This is a genomic window from Nitrosopumilus ureiphilus (genome assembly GCF_013407185.1).
GTDB lineage: Archaea > Thermoproteota > Nitrososphaeria > Nitrososphaerales > Nitrosopumilaceae > Nitrosopumilus > Nitrosopumilus ureiphilus.
Map to the genome: position 1 here is coordinate 419,058 of NZ_CP026995.1, position 20,597 is coordinate 439,654.

General features: G+C 33.9%; 21 protein-coding genes and 1 tRNA gene. 8 read left to right on the forward strand and 14 right to left on the reverse strand.

What is annotated here, in order from left to right; genetic code table 11:
- Positions 1-237: a DNA-directed RNA polymerase subunit N gene (locus C5F50_RS02315; protein ID WP_179372099.1), complete on the reverse strand. Its 237-nt coding sequence runs from the start codon at positions 235-237 to the stop codon at positions 1-3.
- Between the two features lie 52 nt (positions 238-289).
- On the opposite strand from C5F50_RS02315, the gene C5F50_RS02320 reads away from it, so the two are divergent.
- Positions 290-374 (forward strand) — tRNA-Leu (locus C5F50_RS02320).
- Between the two features lie 15 nt (positions 375-389).
- Here C5F50_RS02320 and C5F50_RS02325 read toward each other — a convergent pair.
- The 5 genes from C5F50_RS02325 to C5F50_RS02345 form a co-directional block, all read right to left on the reverse strand.
- Positions 390-1,004 (reverse strand): translin family protein, encoded by a 615-nt coding sequence (locus tag C5F50_RS02325; RefSeq protein ID WP_179372100.1) that lies wholly within the window; start codon positions 1,002-1,004, stop codon positions 390-392.
- A 186-nt stretch (positions 1,005-1,190) separates the two neighbouring features.
- Entirely contained in the window at positions 1,191-2,018 is an 828-nt protein-coding gene (locus tag C5F50_RS02330; RefSeq protein ID WP_179372101.1) for an exonuclease/endonuclease/phosphatase family protein, read from the reverse strand.
- A 51-nt stretch (positions 2,019-2,069) separates the two neighbouring features.
- Positions 2,070-2,210 carry a hypothetical protein gene (locus tag C5F50_RS02335; RefSeq protein ID WP_179372102.1) on the reverse strand — a complete coding sequence of 47 codons (141 nt, stop codon included), beginning with the start codon at positions 2,208-2,210 and terminating at the stop codon, positions 2,070-2,072.
- A 3-nt stretch (positions 2,211-2,213) separates the two neighbouring features.
- Entirely contained in the window at positions 2,214-3,443 is a 1,230-nt protein-coding gene (locus C5F50_RS02340; protein WP_179372103.1) for a PKD domain-containing protein, read from the reverse strand.
- A gap of 47 nt (positions 3,444-3,490) precedes the next feature.
- Positions 3,491-4,003, reverse strand: coding sequence for a hypothetical protein (locus C5F50_RS02345; protein ID WP_179372104.1), 513 nt, complete (start codon positions 4,001-4,003; stop codon positions 3,491-3,493).
- Between the two features lie 446 nt (positions 4,004-4,449).
- Here C5F50_RS02345 and C5F50_RS02350 point away from each other — a divergent pair, with 446 nt between their 5' ends.
- Genes C5F50_RS02350 through cobT form a run of 3 tightly spaced genes read left to right on the forward strand, consistent with a single transcriptional unit; the run spans position 4,450 to position 6,774 of the window.
- A complete protein-coding gene (locus C5F50_RS02350) occupies positions 4,450-5,097 on the forward strand; it encodes an NAD(P)H-hydrate epimerase (RefSeq protein ID WP_179372105.1) in 648 nt (215 codons plus the stop codon).
- Positions 5,094-5,702: an MBL fold metallo-hydrolase gene (locus tag C5F50_RS02355; protein ID WP_179372106.1), complete on the forward strand. Its 609-nt coding sequence runs from the start codon at positions 5,094-5,096 to the stop codon at positions 5,700-5,702. Before C5F50_RS02350 ends, C5F50_RS02355 begins: the two co-directional genes overlap by 4 nt.
- Before the next feature lie 7 nt (positions 5,703-5,709).
- Positions 5,710-6,774, forward strand: a complete 1,065-nt coding sequence (gene cobT, locus C5F50_RS02360) for a nicotinate mononucleotide-dependent phosphoribosyltransferase CobT (RefSeq protein WP_179372107.1) — start codon at positions 5,710-5,712, stop codon at positions 6,772-6,774.
- On the opposite strand, the gene glmS is transcribed toward cobT, so the two are convergent.
- Genes glmS through C5F50_RS02375 form a run of 3 tightly spaced genes read right to left on the reverse strand, consistent with a single transcriptional unit; the run spans position 6,761 to position 9,681 of the window.
- Entirely contained in the window at positions 6,761-8,521 is a 1,761-nt protein-coding gene (gene glmS / locus C5F50_RS02365) for a glutamine--fructose-6-phosphate transaminase (isomerizing) (RefSeq protein WP_179372108.1), read from the reverse strand. The genes cobT and glmS overlap by 14 nt on opposite strands.
- Before the next feature lie 50 nt (positions 8,522-8,571).
- Positions 8,572-9,144: a 30S ribosomal protein S4 gene (locus C5F50_RS02370; RefSeq protein WP_179372109.1), complete on the reverse strand. Its 573-nt coding sequence runs from the start codon at positions 9,142-9,144 to the stop codon at positions 8,572-8,574.
- Between the two features lie 9 nt (positions 9,145-9,153).
- On the reverse strand, positions 9,154-9,681 hold the full coding sequence (locus C5F50_RS02375; protein ID WP_179372110.1) for a 30S ribosomal protein S13: 528 nt from the start codon (positions 9,679-9,681) through the stop codon (positions 9,154-9,156).
- Between the two features lie 365 nt (positions 9,682-10,046).
- On the opposite strand from C5F50_RS02375, the gene C5F50_RS02380 reads away from it, so the two are divergent.
- Entirely contained in the window at positions 10,047-10,358 is a 312-nt protein-coding gene (locus tag C5F50_RS02380) for a hypothetical protein (protein WP_179372111.1), read from the forward strand.
- On the opposite strand, the gene C5F50_RS02385 is transcribed toward C5F50_RS02380, so the two are convergent.
- Positions 10,350-10,853 (reverse strand): hypothetical protein, encoded by a 504-nt coding sequence (locus C5F50_RS02385; RefSeq protein WP_179372112.1) that lies wholly within the window; start codon positions 10,851-10,853, stop codon positions 10,350-10,352. The two genes, C5F50_RS02380 and C5F50_RS02385, sit on opposite strands and share 9 nt — an antisense overlap.
- A gap of 161 nt (positions 10,854-11,014) precedes the next feature.
- The gene (locus tag C5F50_RS02390) at positions 11,015-12,367 is read right to left on the reverse strand and encodes a cation diffusion facilitator family transporter (RefSeq protein ID WP_179372113.1); all 1,353 of its coding nucleotides are present in this window, start codon (positions 12,365-12,367) and stop codon (positions 11,015-11,017) included.
- Between the two features lie 101 nt (positions 12,368-12,468).
- On the opposite strand from C5F50_RS02390, the gene C5F50_RS02395 reads away from it, so the two are divergent.
- The 3 genes from C5F50_RS02395 to C5F50_RS02405 are packed head-to-tail and all read left to right on the forward strand — an operon-like array spanning position 12,469 to position 17,192.
- Positions 12,469-15,669, forward strand: a complete 3,201-nt coding sequence (locus C5F50_RS02395) for a peptidase (protein WP_246282192.1) — start codon at positions 12,469-12,471, stop codon at positions 15,667-15,669.
- A 55-nt stretch (positions 15,670-15,724) separates the two neighbouring features.
- Positions 15,725-16,813, forward strand: coding sequence for a CFI-box-CTERM domain-containing protein (locus C5F50_RS02400; protein ID WP_179372114.1), 1,089 nt, complete (start codon positions 15,725-15,727; stop codon positions 16,811-16,813).
- 55 nt (positions 16,814-16,868) lie between these two features.
- A complete protein-coding gene (locus C5F50_RS02405; protein WP_179372115.1) occupies positions 16,869-17,192 on the forward strand; it encodes a hypothetical protein in 324 nt (107 codons plus the stop codon).
- On the opposite strand, the gene C5F50_RS02410 is transcribed toward C5F50_RS02405, so the two are convergent.
- The 3 genes from C5F50_RS02410 to C5F50_RS02420 all read right to left on the reverse strand — a co-directional run bounded on the left by C5F50_RS02410 (position 17,187) and on the right by C5F50_RS02420 (position 20,555).
- The gene (locus C5F50_RS02410; protein WP_179372116.1) at positions 17,187-18,767 is read right to left on the reverse strand and encodes a B12-binding domain-containing radical SAM protein; all 1,581 of its coding nucleotides are present in this window, start codon (positions 18,765-18,767) and stop codon (positions 17,187-17,189) included. The two genes, C5F50_RS02405 and C5F50_RS02410, sit on opposite strands and share 6 nt — an antisense overlap.
- A 63-nt stretch (positions 18,768-18,830) precedes the next feature.
- Positions 18,831-19,607, reverse strand: a complete 777-nt coding sequence (larB, locus tag C5F50_RS02415; RefSeq protein ID WP_179372117.1) for a nickel pincer cofactor biosynthesis protein LarB — start codon at positions 19,605-19,607, stop codon at positions 18,831-18,833.
- Positions 19,608-19,640: 33 nt separating this feature from the next.
- Positions 19,641-20,555, reverse strand: a complete 915-nt coding sequence (locus tag C5F50_RS02420) for a malate dehydrogenase (protein WP_179372118.1) — start codon at positions 20,553-20,555, stop codon at positions 19,641-19,643.
- Between the last annotated feature and the right edge of the window lie 42 nt (positions 20,556-20,597).

The window sequence follows — 20,597 nt, forward strand, 5'->3', positions numbered from 1 at the left end:
TTACTCTAACTCAGATTGAACTTCTTGTTTTCTTCTCTGAATTGCTTCATAAAATGGAATTACTTGTTGAATTGTTTCTACAGTCGTCAAAAGCATTCTTCTGCAACAATATCTCTCAATTCCTAAAGAATCCAGAGTTTTAACTGGATCTTCTCCTGCTTTAATTTTATTTTGATAATCCTCAAACTTATCTGCAACTAGATTTCCACAAGTAAAACATCTAACAGGTATTAACATACGAACGAAAAAGCAATCAAGGATTATAAAAACCATGCAAGGAAGTTCCTTTGCGGGCGTCGCCCAGCCTGGCCAAAGGCGCTAGCTTGAGGGGCTAGTCTCTTAGGAGTTCGTGGGTTCAAATCCCATCGCCCGCACTAGAATTTTGAAAATTATTTTTCTAGTTTTTGTAAAGTTTTGATCAATTCACTACGTCTTTTCTCTTCTGTAATTGCTGATCTAACATCATCTACTAGAATTCTATTGACATCTATCTTTCTTCTAGCCTCTTTGACTACTTTGTCATACAATGAAAAAGTGTACAAATTTAGATACAAATTCTCCATTACATCAAAAATTCGCGTAGCTTCATCTATTTTTCCAATTCGAATTTTGTCAAATACCATTCTTTTTAGTTCTCCAATACAATCAAGTAATCCTAAGACATATGATTCTGGCATGACTGATAATTTTTTGTCAGAAGGAATTTCTTTTTTTTCAACAATTGCAATAAGACATGCTGCCTCTACAAATTCTTGCTCTGGGGTAATTAGGTATCTCTCAAGACCGCCAGTTGCTTTTTTCTTGTATTTTTTTAAGAGAATATCTGCCTGTTTTAAATTGTTTTTTCCTGTCTCTAGTTCTCCTTTATGAACAGCGATAATTGATTTGCTACAGAGAATGATGATTTCTCTTGTATTTTTTAATAAAAATTCTCTTGCGTCCTGTACACTCCCTAAAGATTTTGAAATTTTATTTAATGATATTTTAACATTCTTTAAAGTCATGTTAAAAATATCTAAAAACTAGGATAAAGCCGTTTGCTAAACTCTTAATGTCCTAAATATTAACAAGACTAAAATTTCTATGTATGGCTTTTCAGGCACAATACAAAACGAAATTCGTATAAGAAATTGAAATAATTTCAACAAATTTTATTTTTAAGAAATTCGTTATGGTATCCTGTTTTTGATTTAATCAAACTCAAATAGACACCATAACGGTCTATGATCAGATATTGCCCATTTAGCATATGCTTGAAACTTGGATGCTGCTTTTTTGCCAAATCTTTCCTTCAAGTCTAGCCACAATTCATTAAACATAGCATTATCCCAAGCAAATATCCCATGTGTTTTTAATAACATCTTTTCTGCAAATGGTTTTGCAATAACCAATTGATCATATGTCTTGTCATTTTTAATATTAGAATACGGAGTAAGATAATCAGTATAGTCAACAGCTGTGAAAGTCTTATTGTTAATTTGTTTGAAAACCTCATCATCTTTAGTCATTGCTGGAACATTCATATCTCCAAGTAGCATAACGTTTGGTGAAAACACAAATCCATTTTTGTGATTGGTTTTAGAGGTAACCCATTTTACAAGTGAAAATATTTCTAAAATCCTTCTCCTGAATTTTAACACATCATCTTCTTTTTCATCACCAAAATAGATATGACAATTATATGTTGAAAATGTATGCTCTTTGAATTTCCAACTAATCACATATGGATTTCTGTCAAATCCTGAGAAACGATGAATGCATGGATCTCCATTATCATCATGAAAAGTCATTTTGTAATGCCTTCTATCAGAAGGAGGAATATCCAATTCTCCCACATGGGATGTAAGTTTGATTTTACTTTTCTTGAAAATATAGCATAATCTTTCCTTGTTTCCAGCAATATCCGTGAAAATTATGCCATGACTAGGCAGGAACTCCATTACTGCATAAATTGCAGATAAATCAGAATTAACCTCCTGAATGGCAACAAGATCAAACGGTTTTAGAATTTCTGCCACTAGTTCATATGCAGATTCTGGTCTTTTTTGACTATCAAAATTTGCAATATTCTAAGTTGCACATAGAATTTGATTGCTTTTGGGTTTTGGGAGTTTATAGTCACTTTTCTTTTGTAAATCAATTATTGCCTTTAATTCTACATTATTGTCCCATTCAAAATCAACGTTCTTTGGTTTAGAAAATGGTGGCATAGTTTAAGCAGTAACTTCTACTTCAACTTCTTTGGCTGCAAATTTTTTTTGATCTTTAGTAATTGTAACTTTGAACTTTAGTTTACCTTCTTTTGTAGGGGTGATCTCGGTTTCTTCTTTATCGTCAGAAGAAATGGTAGTAGATGATTTACTAGTTTCTTTCCATTTGTAAGAGAGTTTCTTTTCTTCTTCATCATCTAATCCGTCTACTTTGGCAATGAGTTTGATTTTGTTATTTTTTTGGACTTTTGTAGGTTCTGCAATAGCTGAGATTTTAGGCTTGATTGTGATTTTTGATTCAGCACTTCCAGTTTTGTCTCCAGACTTTACATCAATTTTAAAAGTAAATTCACCAGCTTTGTCATACTCGAATTCTGCTTGTCTTTTATTTTTTTTATCCATTGTGATATTTCCAGATTCCTCACTCCATAGATAAGTAATTTTATCAACCTCAGATGCGGATATGCCGTGAACATCAGCTTCTAGTTCTACTTTTGAATTTACTTCTGGTGCTTCAGGTTTTGATGAAATTGATACTGCTAGATTTTTTGTCTCACTATGTGTTACCATTTGGGTCATAAGGTTTGCAAGTTTAGTAGTAGTGTCTGATTTTAGGTCAATGAGCCATCTCATTTCGTTGATAAGTTTTTCCTGTTTTGGTTCTAATTCTTGATTTGTTTTTAATTTTTCATTTAGAACATTGTAAGTTTTTCCTGTCCAATTTGAAATGTATTGCCATTCATTATACAATGCAGAGAGTTTTGATATATTGCCTCTGCTTTTCTGAAGTTCTCTAACTGGTGTATAGAGTAACAACAGCATATCTGCTACGCCCAAACTGCCAAAAACTGCTGATAGAATATTTCCAGAGGTGGCAGCTTCACCTGTTGCGCCGTTTATAGCATTGTGAACAAAAATTCCTATTGCTGATAAAATTAACACAACGCCAGTAAAGAATCCTACAAGATACATTAATTCAACTTTTTCAAATGAATCTAAATTTGCATTATTTAATCGCTCTCCAAAATATTTAGATTTTTTTGAAATTTCTTTTAGTTCAAATGTATTATCAGTTTTTGATGTGGCATTCTCAATAAATCTAGTTTCCTCCTTGCTTAATTTTGCAATGTCAAATCCCTCCTGTTGAAGTTTTGAAAGTAGTTGTTCAGAGGTTTTCATATTAAATTCATCAGTTAATTGTTGAAGTTTATCAATTGCGTCTTCTTTAGTCACCAAATTGTATCACATTATAATATATTCACAAATTATTTAATCTTTTATTAATTTTGGTTTTCAAGATTTTTAATCAGGCTATCTACTGAAATATAGAATATGCCAATTGGGATTCTTCCATCATGCTTTACAAGTAATGTTTCTAATTCTGCTCCAAAATCTTTTAGCTTTTGTGGAAAGGTAAATGCACCTCCCCACGCTTTCATTTTTTCATTATAGTTAGGGTCATCAGTAGGCAAACGTGGTCTTGCAATATTCATCATTTCTTCAAATTCACTAGAATTGAGTTGATCATTGAGTTCTTTAACAAGTTTATCTACGTCTTTTTGATACTCATCGCTTCGTTTTGGTTGTCCTGCAAGACTTATGACATTACTTATTCGATCATTAACATAATACTTTAATTTTTCATTAAATGCAAATGCATGATTCCATGCTTTTACTTGTGTACCAAAATCTTGTGCAGACGAATCATCAGGCTTGATGCTATTCATCCCATCGGTAAATATTTGTAAAAATGCACGATTCAATTTGTTAGCTCTTTCTGGAATTTCTCCCATATTATCATAGTATGAAAGTAACAATAAAAGATGTAATTATGAATATCAGTTATGAGAACATAACAAGAAAAAAATTAAAAGATAATCTATTTTGAAAGAATCCAATCATAAATTACTTTAATTTGTTCCGTAATTATTGCATTAAGATTATCAACAGTGTTTTCTAGGTTGACAATTTGTATCCTTAGATCGTGGTTTTCTAGTAAATTCATTGAAATGTTCATTTATGAATTCAGCAGAATTGATTTTTTCTCCTTTTTTTAACACTGACAAACATTTTGCATACTGTTCCCTAATGGTGATTCCATAATCTTTTTGTGAATCAAACTCTTCTAATACAATATAGTACTGTTTTACCATCATCTGATGCTGAGACGGAGGGTAGAATTTAACTGATCAGTCTGTTTCTGCAAACTCTTATTTTGGATATGATTTTCATTTATCGTATGGAAATTACTGTAGATCAAATGTACCGAATTGAAAATAAAGGTCATGATATGGGATTTTTAAAAAAATTTATGATGGAAAATGCAGGTGCAGCATCAGTTAGAAGATTAGTTGACAAACTTGGTAGTGTAGAATCTAAACACATTTTGATTTTTGTAGGGTTGGGAAACAATGGTGGTGATGGTTTAGTGATGGCAAGGCACTTGGCTGGTTATGGTGCAAAAGTTACAGTCATGCTTCTTGGAACTCCTGAAAAGATTAAAACTGAAGAAAGCAACTGGAATTGGTCAATATTGCAGAAAATGCCTTCTGTCAAATTGACGACTGGCGATTCTTTTAATTTTGATTTTAAACCCGACGTTATAGTAGATGGTATTTTGGGAACAGGTATTTCGGGAGAAATTAGAGAACCATATGCATCTGCAATTAATTTCATCAATGAAATAGACTGTTACAAATTTGCAGTTGATGTTCCATCTGGATTAGATCCTCAAACAGGTGAAACCGCAAACATTTGTACAAAATGTGACATGACAGTCACCTTTCATAAAATGAAACAAGGAATTCCTAAGAGAAAAGATTTGACCGGTGAATTGTATGTGGAAAAAATTGGAATTCCTCCAGAAGCTGAAGAGGGCATCTTATGAAAGTTCATCAAATCCAAGTTGGAAATATGCAAAATTTTACCTATCTTGTAGTGGATGAAGATACAAGCGAGGCAATAATTATTGATCCTTCTTGGGATCTGATAGAATTAGAAATGATCATTAAAAGAAATGATCTGAAAATTAAATACGTTGTAAATACTCATCATCATTTTGATCATACTCTAGGAAATGAAGCAATGTCTGACTCAACTAATGCTCCAATTATTCAACATGAATATTCTGAATTGAAGCATGATATTACTGTAAAAGATGGTGATTTTATAGAATTTGGCAATTCAAAATTAAAAGTATTTCATACTCCTGGTCACTCTAAAGATAGCATATGTCTAGTAGGTGATGGTAAAATTTTTTCAGGTGATACGTTATTTGTTGGAAATTGCGGAAGAATTGATTTACCTGGAGGTAGTGCAAAGGAGCTATACCACAGTCTATTTGATGTTCTGTATTCATTAGATGATAATATGGTATTGTATTCTGGTCATAATTATGGTCCTTCTGAAGTATCTACTATTGGACAAGAAAAGATCACAAATCATGTTATGCAAAAACGAACTGAACAACAATTTGTTGAAATGATGGGATAGTGATTTCTTGGAAAATTTTGAACTGCATGGGAATATAGATCAAGCCAATAATTTTATTGAAACTATGAAATCTGGTAGATTTCTTTTTTCATTTGTCATATCATATACTGAAACTTGTGAAATTCCTGGAATTACTTTTGCTGGTGCAGATATGAACTCCATTCAATTTACACCACCAGCTGATGCAGAATATCTTCACTATGGATATTGTAAAACTATAGATAAAATTCCAATGACTCCAGATGGGAAACCTACTCCTGGTTTACTTACTAAAACTGCATTAGAATCTTCTAGTATTCCTCATTTGACTGTTAATGCTGGCAGTAAAGTTTTGCCGCAATTGCCATTTATTGAAACAGGTTTACAATTCGGAAAAAATATTTCCACTAATGATGCAATGACTGATTCTCAAGTATCTCACGCTGTAGATTATGGTAGAATAGTTGGGAGGAGTTTAGCATCGCTTACTGATTGCCTAGTGATTGGTGAGAGCATTCCTGGAGGAACTACAACTGCATTGGCTGTATTGAGAGGATTGGGGTTTGATGCTAAAGTCAGTTCTAGTATCCCAAACAACCCTGTAGAGTTGAAAAATCACATTGCTGATTCTGCAATTGAACGAATTGATTCTGACCATCCTTACAGTATTGTGGCAAAAGTAGGTGACCCCATGATTCCTTTTGTTGCTGGAATGTTAAGTTCTGCCGCTGATGTATCTAAGGTTATGCTGGCAGGTGGAACTCAGATGACTGCCGTATTGGCATTTGCATCCAAAATTGGGTTCAATGAAGAAAATACTGTAATTGGAACTACTTCATACATTACAAATGATGAAAGTGCAAATTTTACGAATCTAGTTAAAAAAATTGCCGACATACCTGCAATTTCTGTAAATCCTGGTTTAGAAAATTCTAAATATTCCGGTCTAAAGGCGTTTTCAGAAGGATTTGCAAAAGAAGGAGTAGGTGCTGGTGGAAGCATAATTTCCTCCATGATGAAAACTGGAAATGATTCTACAAAATATTTAGACTTGGTGGAAAAAGAATATCGTCGATTATTTACTTCACTGTAACTGATTTTGCCAAATTTCTAGGATAATCTGGGTCTGTATCTTTTTCAAGTGCTGCATAATACGACAGCAATTGTATCGGAATTATTTCTGAAATTGGATACATTGATTCTTCAACCTTGGAAATCTCTATCCAATAATCATATACGTCACTTTCTACGTCTGAAATTCCAATAATTTTTGCTCCTCGAGCTTTAATTTCTCTTGCACTAGTTAGAGTATCTGAATATGTTGAATCATTTGGATTGATAATTAACACAAATACGCTTTCATCCATCAATGCAAGCGGTCCGTGTTTTAATTCTCCGCCAGGAATTCCCTCCGCATGAATGTATGTGAGCTCTTTTAATTTCAAGGCTGCCTCTATTGCAATTGGATAATGTACTCCTCTTCCTAGAACATAGATGTCTGAAATATTTTTTAATTTTTGTGCTACTATCTGAATTCTTATGGGTTTGTTCAATGTTTTTGAAATTGATTCTGAAATCCTGTCAAAATCAATCTTTATTTCATCATTACTTAGTTTCTCTACTATTTTGTAAATTATTCCAAGTTGTGCTGTAAAACTCTTTGTTGCTGCAACTCCAATTTCTGGCCCACAATTCATTCCAATAATTACGTCTGCTTCACGAGCAAGTGATGATGTGAGTAGATTTACAATAGATATGATTTTACAATTTGCTTTTTTTGCAATCTTTACAGCTTCTAACACATCTGCACTTTCACCACTTTGAGATATTGCAATCAGGATTGAATTTTCCTCAATACTGTCTGGTGAAAACTGAAGTTCACTTGACATGATGGGCTCAACTTTGATTTTTGCATATTTTGAAAGTATTTGTTTTGCAATTAATGCAGAATTGTAACTTGTCCCACTTCCTGTAATGTAGATGTTTTTTGAATGTCTGAGATAATCTGCCGTCTTTTCAATTGCTTCTGCCGTTTTTTCTCCGGCCTTCAAAATTGTTTCAGGTTGCTCATAAATTTCTTTTAACGTAAAATGTGCATAATCGCCTTTGTAAGCATCTCCGAATTCTTTTGATACTTTAGTTATTCCATATTTTGCATGATTACCATCAAAATCTAAAATTTGAAATCTATCTTTGTCTAAAATCACAAAAGTTCCATTTTCCATGTAAATTGCATCGTCTGTATATTCAATGAATCCCAAAACATCACTTGACAAAAAGAAATCATCTTTTCCAACTCCAATGATTAATGGTTCGTGATATCTTGCTGCTGCAAGCTGACCGTTTTCAAACATTGCAACAAATGCATAATGTCCTTTTATTTCTGAAACTGTTTTCATAATTGTTTCTTTAACATCTTCTGTTAATTCATAATTTTTTTGAAGCAAATTTGCAATTATTTCACTATCTGTTTCACTTTTGAAACTATACCCTTCATTTTCTAATCGTCGTTTTAATTCCTCAAAATTTTCTATAATTCCATTATGCACTATTGCAATTTTTCCAGAATTGCTTGGATGAGGGTGTGCATTTGTATCTGTTACTTTTCCATGAGTTGCCCATCTGGTATGGCCTATGCCGATTTTTCCTGGCATGATGTCTAATTGGATTTTTGAATTTACTTCATCCACTTTTCCGATGCCTTTCTTTAGTTCAATTTTGTTCTCTGATTCTGTTGCAACACCAACGCTATCGTATCCGCGATACTCCATTCTTTTTAATCCCTTAACAAGAATTGGTGCTGCGTTAATCTTTCCATAGTAGCCGATAATTGAGCACATGTTATTCTCTCTGATAATTGGGGTTATTTACTGATAACCTATTTTTTTGATTATTCTGTTGAAGAACTTTCATCTTTTGCAGTTTCTTCAGCAGCAGCCTCTACTACAGGTTCTTTAGATTTTGTCTTCTCTAACATTTCTGGAATTTTAGATTCTGGTGTAAAATGAATACTGTCCTCTTCTGCCACTGTTACGGTATATGATGGAATGTCTACTTTTCTTTCTCCAATCATAATGTGACCGTGAATAACTGCTTGTCTTGCTTGATATGGTGTCTTAAATCCTAACTTCTTTGTTACAATAGTTTGTAATCTGCGTGAAAGTAAATCATTAGCATTTAGATTAAGTACATCATCCAATGTTGCATCACTACTTACTAATCCAATTCTTGCAAGGGATTTCATTAAAATTGGTTCTTTCTCTTCTCTAATTTCTTGTCTTAACGCAAGCAATGATCTTGCTTGATGTCTTACACGTGATAATTCTGTGTGTGCTTTCCATAATTCTCTTTTTGTTCTTAATCCAAATGTACCGAGAGTTTTGAGCTCTTCCATTTTTAATTCATAATTGAGTGGTCTCTTGGGTTTTCTCCAAACTCTTCGTGGATATTTTGGATCTCCCATTCAAAACACCTACTCTGATTTCTCCGCTGCTGGAGCTGTTGCTTCTGCTGCTGGAGCTCCTGCGCCTCCCTTCTTTACTGGTGCTGCCATTCCTCCTTTTGCAACTCCTACTGCTCCACCTTTTCTACCTGATGTTCTAGTTCTTTGTCCCCTAACTTTCAGACCACTAAGATGACGATAACCTCTCCAACTTGCAGTTATTCTTTCTCTTTCAATATCATTTCTTAATGTAAATGGAATATCTGATGTTAGTAAATGCAAATCTGCTCCGGTTTCAATATCTTTTCTTCTATTAAGAAACCATGTTGGGAAATTTCCTCCAACTGGATCTGTAATCAATTTTTCAATTGCCTGAACATTCTCTTCAGTAAGATTTCCTATGTTGGAATTTGTGTTAATTTTTAATGTATCTAGAATTGCTGTGGCAAAATTATATCCTATTCCTTTGATCTGGGTCAATCCTACAAGCATTTTTCGCTCTCCGGGGATATCATTACCCACAATCCTTACAATGTGTCTATATTCTTGAGTACTCAAGTATTCAAAAATTCAAAGAAACCCCGATAAAAACTATGCTAGGCACCAAATTGAATGATTTTTCGATATTTTTTAGATATGAATTAGTTTCACGGCTTTATTTTGGCATATTTTTGATTCAAATTATCTAAAGTCTTCATCCTCTGTCCAATCATTTCCCTGAACGTTCCATAGGTTGCATTTACAGCATTTTTTGATTCCTCGTTGAGCATCGATATCTATACAAAAACAGTGTTCACCTTTACCTGATGGATCTTGACTACAAAGCTTTTGCATGATATTGTACAAACTCTTTTTTCTTAATTATCTTATTGGAGTAATATATTCAAAAAGTTAATAATTTCTAATTTTTATGTTATATGCAAATGGGTAATGCTTTTGATAGAGAAAAAGTTGTGGATTGTATGTTTGATCCTATCACCTCTTCAATTTTGGCAGATCTTGAAGATGGCGAAAAAGAATGTTCATTTTTGGCACAACAATCTTCGATATCCGAACACGATGTTCTTGATAGACTTTCTTATTTGATTGAACATGAATTCATTTTTAAAAATTCTGATGGGGGCAAATATCTACTCTCAGCCAATTCTGAGAAACTCAATAGTATAGTTGAAAACAGTGATAATTTTGATGCTACAATTAGCGGTCTTGAAAAAATGGATAGTTATCTAAACTGACCTTTTTCTATTTTTAATGCCAAGGATTCCAACTCCTGCTAAACCTATCATTCCAGCAACAATCACATAAACTGGAATAAAACCTAAAATTTTCTTCCCTGAATCCGGCAGTGGTCCAATAGCTGCGAATACTTGAGTTTCATCATTACTGTTACTTTGAATAATTAGTTTGTAAGTTCCTGTCTCTAAAACTTTGAACTCTTCTTCAATATTTTCTTCATTAATTTCTTGAGATGCTATTTCGATATCAAACGGATCCAATATTTTTGCAGAAAATGCATTCTCTTGGAATTCTATTATCTGAACTGCAAAAATCCCAATAGATGTTATTTGTGAATCAAAATCATTGGAAATTGATAGTGTTTGCTCTGAACTCACTTTTCCATTATCTTGAATAATTCCTTCTAGTATGGCTTGATTTCCTAAAACTAATAGAAATAATCCTATAATAATTACAACTCCTGATCCAACTACCACTATTCCTAATTTTTGCACAAGCTAGCATTGATTTTCTTTAGTTTAAACCTAATTTTTCAAGTAGTTTTTGTTATTGTGCAATGGATGAGAGAAGAAAATGAGAATAATATGTCCAGTTTTTCAGTTGTATCTGGATTTGCAGTAGGAATGCTAGTGATGTATCTTACAAGTATTTTGATCTAGTCTGGCTCTGGATGTATTGTAATTACTGCATTGTTAATTTTTGCTCTGATGATGTGCTCTATTTCTGATATCAAATCATGAACTTTCTCAATTGATAATTCTTTATCAAATGAACAGTCGATGTCTATTTTTAGAATATTCTCAAAATTCAAAGACACTATTCTTCCAATCTTTTTAATTTCTGGATATTTTTCTAATATTGTCTTGATTTGATTTTCAGTGATTTTATCCTCCAAGTTGAAATTTTCAGGTATTTTGACAAAAGGCTCTAAATGGATTGTAGCATGCTCTATTTCTGGAATATTATTATGAATTTCTTGCTCAATAACTTCAGAAATTTTATGGGCAGATAAAAGATTCATCTCTCTATCTACCATTACGTGTAAATTCGAATATGTTTTTCCTTTGGTTTTATGTGTACTTACATTATGAACTTCTTTAACACCTTTCACCCTTTTTGCAATTTCTAGAATTTTTGCATCTAGTGGAACATCTTGCCAATTTGGTTCGAAATGGACAGTGATGGTTGAATTTGAAATTTTATTTTTTATATTTCTCTCAACATTATTGCTAATTTCGTGAGCTTTGTCAAAACTAGTGTCCGCTCTTAATGATATTGTAATGTCTGCAAAAATTGTATCTCCTGATCTTCTCATTAATACCGGTTCTGCGTTAATTACTCCTTCTGTAGAGGCTGCAATTTCCTTAACATCATCTACAAGTTCCGGCGAAATGATATCTGTTAAATCAAGGGCAGTTTTGTATACTAGTTTAATGCTGAGTACTGCTAATAATACTCCCAAGATTAATGCTGCAACAAAATCTCCAAAATACCATCCATATGACACTAAAACTATCCCAATAATTGCAACTAAAGTAGATCCAAGATCCATGAATGCATGATAAAAATCTGCTTTGAGAGTGGCTCCTCCAATTTTCTTAATTGAATTTCTTAATAGGCCTAATCTAAAAATATCAATTCCAATTGTGTATAATCCTGCAATGATTGCAAACAATCCCGGTAAAATGTCTGGAGGTGGGCTTTGCAATCTGTTAATTGATTCATAAATAAAAAAACACGCAATCAAAAAAATTGCAATTCCTCCAATCATTCCTCCTAATGATTCGATTTTTCCATGTCCGTAGGTATGCTCTGCATCCGCTGGTTTCATTGCCATTCTTGCAGCCAAAAGCAAGACCATAGTTACTACACTATCCAATAATGCATGAATGCCATCTGTAATTAGGGCAAGACTATTTGAGATTAAGCCAAAAATTAATTCAACTAAAAATGCTGAAAATATCGCTAACAGTGAAATCTGTAATACCTTGGTTCTTTGAACATACATTTTCTTATTTTTTGATAATTCTCAACATGTATTACAAGTTTCTAAGAAGAAATGATGCGACAATGTTATTTGTGATTAGGTGATTTTTTAAAATGTTGGGCATGAAATTTTTCTATATTTTGGCAATTCTTTCACTGATGTCTCTAATTCCTATTATGGGTGCTGAGGCTGCAACCAATCCTAATCTGTTTGTATCTGCTGAAAATTCTCAATTTGCCAATCATTTTTCAGGTTCTATGGTAATTGAAGTTGTAGTAAATGATCCTAATCTTCATGATACCGATCAGGGAAAGGGTGAACCTGATGTTACCATCAATGGGAAAATACTAAGAATGGTTCAGGCAACTGATGGTAATTGGTATGCGTATTTTGCAAATGTTGAGAAGGCAAAGGCTGCAGATTCTACAGTTGGTTCAGATGGAAAAGGATTAGACTTTGGTGTTTTCTGCAGTAGAAATACATCGACTTCAGTGTTTGGGATTTCTCTTTCTGAAACTGATGGATTTGCAGTACCTCGAATAGGTTCTTTGGTTGGTTCCACCAATGGTGATTCTTCTTTTAATGCATGTACTGGTACTCCCGGGTCTACTACCAATTTGAATAATGTGGTTAAAAAAGCAAAATCGATTAACACTAATTCAAATATTCCTGTTGGGCAAATTGGTTTGAATTCCAATGCATGGCCATTGGTTCAACTTTATTCCTTTGATGATGTGATAATTCAATATAATCCTGGGGGTCCCGCGCAAAAGGTTTCACTTGAATACGATGAAATGCAAAACATCTCTTTGAATATTGATAGAGATCTTTATCCTAACAATGCAGAAGTATTTCTAACAGTTAATGATTTTCAATTAAATCAGGATCCTACTGATGAGGATTCTTGGACATTTGATGTTGGTTCTAGTGCATCCACATTTTATCAAGCATTTGATAATTCTGGATCAAGTTCTGCAAATGAAGGCCCAGGTTTAGTAGATTTGGTACCTAGTCTTTCTACTTTGGGATTTAAAAATAATGGAAAGCTTTCTCTGGTACTTGGAAATGTTCTAAAATTAAAAACAAACGATGATCAACCTACCTCTTCTGTAAATAATGGGGGAGCAAATACATTTTCAGAAATAGTAACATTAGTTGAACAACAACCAAATTCTGGAATTTTTGAAAGCTTTGATTCTAATGACCAATCTGTAATAGGTATACTTACAAATGCACCTCGTGGACAAGCTGGACAAATCAGTTACAATAGAGAATCTGTTTCTGTCTTGACTGGATCTTCAACTGCTTCTGTTTCCCTTGATGATGATGGTCCATCTCTAACAATTGGAAACGGAAATAATCTACGTCCTGGAACTGAGTATCCTGTAATTTTGATAGATCCCGATCAAAATCTGAATACTGGAGCTAATGATGATTTGGATGTATTTAGAGAGACAGCTATCATTCCTACAATTACTATTGGAAATCCAATCACTTTGGAAAAAGCAAATACTGCCAAATTTCATTCATCCTCCTCTACATTTCCTGCCGGGTTTGATGCAAATTCATCAGTGCCTGACTCTAATTCTGACCGATTACATATTGATACTGTAACTGTAGGAAATGCCTCATACGAAGTTTTTTCAGTAAACTTGGGAATTGCTGCCTCTTCCTTTGCTTCAATTTTACTTGATGATTCTGAATCTAATACAAGTGGCACAAACTGGATAAATTATGATTTAAGATCATTTGAAAAAGATTTGGGGGTTTCAGATTTTAGTGACACTTCATTTAATATGACTTTTGGAGCACTTGGTTCATCACCAATTACTATTGTTGACGCAGGTGATATTTCATCTGCACAGGGATTCATCCAAATTGATAATTCTGATGTAAATGCTATCTTAGCTGAAAGTGGAAACGTATTTCTTGTAATTGATTTTGATTCTTCCAATAATGACTCTGGCTTGATTGATATTTCAAGTGAAACCAAAAAACAACCAATTATTTTTGATTTATTTTCTTTTGGATTAAAAAATGGTCAAAGTATAACCAATTCTATCTATCGTTTTGAATTAGAAGAAACAAGTGATAACTCTTCAACTTTTGAAGGTACTTTGGAATATGCTGTCACAAATCAATTGAATATACTGGATCCTAATTTCATACAAACCATACAAACTATTGATGATGAGATAAAAATTATTGTTACCAATAGATTTATTGATGAATCTGGTATTACTATATCTTATTCTGATCTTGATGTGACTGGTGTTGCAACTACCACTTCTGTACAATCTGATTTTAAAACTCATTCTGGTGATGTTGCAACTTCTTCACAAACATTTCGATTTGGACAACCCGTAACAATTACTCTCAAAGATCCTGATCTTAACTTGAAAAAAGATCTAGTCGATATTTATTTTGTAATTAATGATCCAAATTCTGATAATGTTGATACAGTTGGAAAGGACGGAGTTATCTTGCTTGAAGTTTTGATTAAAGACATTCGTTACAAGCGTTGTACTGTAGATGGTGTTGAGTATGGTGGTCTTGGTTCTACTGGATTTACTCTAGTTGAAACTGGTCCAAGTACTGGTATTTTTGAGGGTGTATTCAAAATGCCTTCGAAAATTTGTAACAAGTCTGGAACCGCATTAATTTCTTCAGCGGGAGGGAGTCTTGATGCAAAATATTATGATTCACGAGATAGTTTTGGGAATGCAAATACATTTAGTTTGTTGAGAAGCGAATCTTATGCCTCTTTTTCTAGCTCACCACAACTTAGCTCATATGAAATAATCAAACCTCTTTCAGGAAAAACTGAGGAAATTGTTCTCTCGGGAAGTGTAAATAATCATAGACGTGGAATCCCATTGGATGTAACTATCATTTCTCCTGATGGAAAATCCCAGAATTTTGGAGCAACTCTTTCTAGTAGTGGAGGTTATAGATCTATAATTTCAATTAATGCAAACTCTTTATCCGGACTTTATGAAATTCAATTATCTCATAATAATTTTGATTTGGGTTCAATCTCCTTTGAAGTTATTTCTCCTCAAATTCCCAATTGGATCAAAAATAATGCAAAATCATGGGCTTCTACTTCTATATCAAATTCTGAATTTATTGATGGAATCGAATATCTAATTGAAGAAGGCATCATTGTCATTCCTTCTATTGAAAGTGCTTCTACCTTCAAACAGACAATTCCGGATTGGATCAAAAATAATGCATTATGGTGGGCTGATGGGAAAATATCTGATGAAGAGTTTGTTAAATCACTTCAATTCCTAATCAAAAAAGGTATCATTAGAGTATAATCTGGTCAATTTTTGTTTCGTTGAAAACATAAATACCCTCAACTCATGAATCAAAATGAAAATGAGACTAACTGCATTCTTAGTATTTACATTACTATCGATATCTGTCTTGTCTTATGGCGTTAATGGTTCTATCTTTGCTGATAGCCATGATCTTTTACCAGTTAACACTTCTTCAAATATGAACATTGTTGCAAATGGCGCAAACGTTGTCATTTCTGGTTCCTTAAAAGATTATGATCCATTATCCCCATCTGCTGGCGCAGTTACTTATGTAGTCAAGTCTCCAGAAAATAATCTTGTAACTATAGGACAATTAGTTCCGGATTCTGATGGAACTTTTGAATTTTCATTCATCGCAGGTGGCCAATTATGGAAATTAAGTGGAGATTATGTTGTTGAAACAAAATATGGTGGAAATACTAGTGAACTTGTTCTTGATTATGTGGGTGGAGAATTAGTAGTTAGTACAGTAACATGTACCTCTAATCAACAATTGATAAATGGTGTTTGTATTGATAAGAAATCTGAACCACCAGTAACATGTACCTCTAATCAACAATTAGTGAATGGGCAATGTATCGATAACGAGCCTCCGCCACCACCACCACCAGTAACATGTACCTCTAATCAACAATTAGTGAATGGGCAATGTATCGATAACGAACCTGAGCAAATTGTATGTGGTCCTGGAACTGAACCCGACGCAAATGGAATTTGCCAAATAATTCCAACTAAACCTGATGATAAAGAACCACCTGGCGGTTCATGTTTGATTGCAACAGCTGCCTATGGAACTGAATTAGCTCCGCAAATTCAATTACTTAGAGAAGTTAGAGACAACACTGTCCTTTCAACTGCATCTGGTTCAACATTTATGGCTGGATTTAACACATTATACTACTCATTTGCTCCAACCGTTGCTGATTGGGAGCGAGAAAATCCTATATTCAAAGAATCAGTTAAAGTATTCATCACACCAATGGTTTCAACATTGTCAATAATGACGTTAGCTGACACTGGTTCAGAAGTTGAAGTTTTAGGACTTGGAATTTCTGTAATTGCTCTCAACTTGGGAATGTATATTGCAGCACCCGCATTAGTTGGATTTAAAGTTCACAAACACCTTAAATCCAGAAAATAATTTTATCACATTCCCTTCTAGTAACTTATTATATTGAGACGCTTTACAAATTGTAATGCATACTGAATATGAAGAATTTGAAAATATTGAAGACATGTTCATGTATATGGCATCTGCAGCTCCTCCAATGAAAAATACAATGCCAATTAATTCGTACAAAGGATATGTGATGGCATTTATTCCACTTAGCCCTGCAACTGGCGAAACATATCTGATGATTTATGCCAGTGGTTCCCTTGAACCGGGAATTTATGAATTTGACGTTTCATCAAAATCTTACAAAAAAGTAGAAGGAATTGAAAGAGCAGACAAAGTTTACTTTATCTGTTTAACGCCAAAACGAAATACTCTGGCAGATTCTGCCATTGAAACTCTATAATTTCTTAGTTTGAATTTTAGGCGCAGACACTGATCTATTTCGTGCATATTTGTCAATTATTTCATCTGGAGTTCTACCATTGAAGAGATCTTTGCACAATCCTCTTAGATATCTCATAATTGCCCAAGTACCTGCTTTGAGAATTCCGTACATGAATACCTTCATTGGTGGTCCATATGTCTTATTTCTGAGAATAATTGGAATGATGTCGTTAATTACTCGCAGATTGTTTTCCCAACATTTCCAAAATAGTGTAAATTGTGCTTCATTCAAGTTACCAAAGTGCATTGAGTTCTTTTCACTAAAGTCTTGATAAAGCAATGGCGCTACTAATCCTCTAAAGTCCATCTCTCTAAAATCACTCATCATATCAATAGTATATTGAATATCATCTGGAGTTTCATCAGGCCAGCCAATAATGATTGTGGCAGCTGGGAACCAGTGGTTTTCATTTAGAATTTTTGCTCCCTCCCTAACTACGCTTCCCCATTCTTCAGGTGAAAATGGTTTTGTCTTAACACCTAGATGCTTCTTTACCATTGCAGGTGCAACTGTTTCAATTCCTAAATTGGTTGCAAGCCATCTTCCTGTTTTGTCTTGCTCATTGATTTGTGAAATTTGTTGCATTAATGTAGGATCTGCTGCAACTGCTGAAAATGTCATGTGTGTAGTGCCAACAAAATTTGCCCCTAATCCTTTGAGTCCTTTCCACAAGTCAACAATGGCATCTCTGTTTGGAACAAAATCCCTATTATCACATCCATAAAGTAGCATTTCATCCGAATGTAACCAAATTGAATCAAATCCATAATCTAAGTTTGTTTTTGCTTCATGCTGTAATCTCTCTAAAGGCAAGTCTTTCTTTGATCTTTTATTTACATCACAAAAGTCGCAACCTCTTCCGCAACCTCTCATGGCCTCAATCAATGAATTGATTGTGGGTCCTTCAATAACTGGAATATTTTCAAGATTTCTAACAAAACAATGCATTAGTTCTGGGGCATCATTTTTTTCTAGGTCTTGAAATAAATCTACTGCCAACTCGTCTGCTTCTCCGACAACAACTGTGTCAATTCCATGTATTTTCATTCTATCTGATTTAGCTAATTCCCATGCACCGTTGCCACCAACTACCACTTTGAAATCATATTTCTTTTTGAGTTGAATAATGCTTGCACACATTTTTTTAAACTTCATAGCAACATAGGATAATTTTTCAGGTGACATTGTTGTAGTTACGGGAGCCATTCCTAACGGATCCATTACATTAATTCCTACAACTTTGGTATCAGGTCCAATTGATTTGTGAAGCATTTCAGGATGTGCCATGAAAACATCTTCCCTTTTGTATCCTCCTTGAATCAACGAACTTTCAATTCTTCTTAATCCTACTTGCGCAACTTTGACCTCTCCTGTGATTGGATCTGTTTCTACTGAAGGACAAAACACTTTGTCAAATACCCATTCAGGCAGTACCTCGTATGGTCCGCATGCAATGAATCCATAAAGGAAATTTCCTCTGTAATTTGTCATTAAGCTACGATCAGCAGTAAGAACAACACGTTTGCCGGCCAACTACCAGACTTCGTCAAAGTATGTTATATATCATTTACGAGGCAGATTATTACTGGTTGTAATTTAATTCTTTTTTCTAATTGACCTGTTTGCAATATTTGCAGCAATTCCACCTGCAGCAATTCCGTTATCGATATTGACCACTGATAATCCCAAAGAACAGCTTTGAAGCATTGATGCTAATGCAGCAATTCCTTTTTCTCCATACCCATATCCTACAGATGTTGGAATTCCTATGACTGGAATGTCTACCATGGATGAAACAAGTGTGGCCAAAGCCCCCTCCATTCCTGCAGCAACTATTATACAATCGACATCTTCTTTAATCATTTTTTTTAAAATTGGGAAAATTCTTTGAATTCCTGCAACCCCTACATCATAACCTGTAATGCATTTACAATTCATTGCCTCACACATTAATCTGGATTCTTCTGCAACTCCAATATCTGAAGTCCCTGCTGTAAGTATCCCTACCCTTCCTCCATGGAATGTAATTGGTTTTTTAAATAGTAATAATGTTGATGAGTTTTTTCCAGTTTTTATTGTAATTTTTAATTTTTTAGCAAATGCTAAAATCTTTGTATAATCCTTTTTCTTAATTCTTGATATTATTACTGAATTTGATTTTTCTAAAGTTTTTTTAACAATTTTTTTAATCTCGTCTATTTCTTTGGTTTCTGCAAAAATTACTTCTGGAATCCCTCTTCTTTTTCTCCTGTTGATATCAATTTTTGCAAATCCTTCTACTTCTTCAATTGAATATAATGAAAGAAGCTTTTTTGCGTTGTTGATTGAAATTTTTCCTGCGCTTAATGACTCTAAAATTTCATTAATTTCCAATGATGATTTTTCTTTGTTAGGATAAAAAAATGCTTAGATCTCAATACCTGAAATAGCACTTTTAACACTTTCAACGCCTTTATCGAAAACCTGCCTTTCTTCATCATTTAGATCTAATTCGATAATCTTTTCCACTCCTTTTCTTCCAATTATTGCTGGAACTCCAATTGTCACATCAGAATGACCATATTCACCATCAAGATATGTTGCAACTGGAATGACTTGTTTTCTGTCTCTTACTACTGATTCTACAATTGCAGAAATTGCATTTCCTGGTGCGTGCACTGTTGCTCCTTTCAATTCGATTACTTTGGCTGCAACTTGTTTTGTATTTTGAACTAATTCATCTAATTTTTCTTTTGGAAGAAATGTTGATAATGGAATTCCTGATACCGATGAAAATCTTGGTAGTGGTAACATATTTTCACCATGTTCTCCAATTACTAATGCCCTGATTGAATCACGAGAATGTCCAGTTGCCTCATGAATAAATTGCCTAAACCTTGACAAATCCAGCATACCCCCCATTCCAAATACTCTACTTCTGTCAAATCCTGAAACTTTGTAAGTAATGTATGCCATTGGGTCAAGCGGATTTGTAACTGGAATTATCACTGAATTATCAGCATATTTTTTGATATTTTCTACAACACTCTTTACAATTGATGCATTGATTTTCAAAAGATCCATTCTTGTCATTCCTGGTTTTCTTCCGGAACCTGCAACTACCACCACCACATCTGAGCCTTTCATATCTGCAAAATCGTTTGATCCTTTAACTTCTACATCAACTCCTTGTTCTGATAGCATGTGGTTGATATCCATTGCTTCCCCTTGTGGAAGTCCTTCGGCAACATCAAGTAGCAAAATTTGATCATCTAATCTCTTTAGTGCTGAGAATAGCGCTGCATCTCCACCTACTTTTCCAGAACCAATAATCGTAATCATGAAAATCATCGTTGATTTTCAATAATTAAATCTAATGAAATT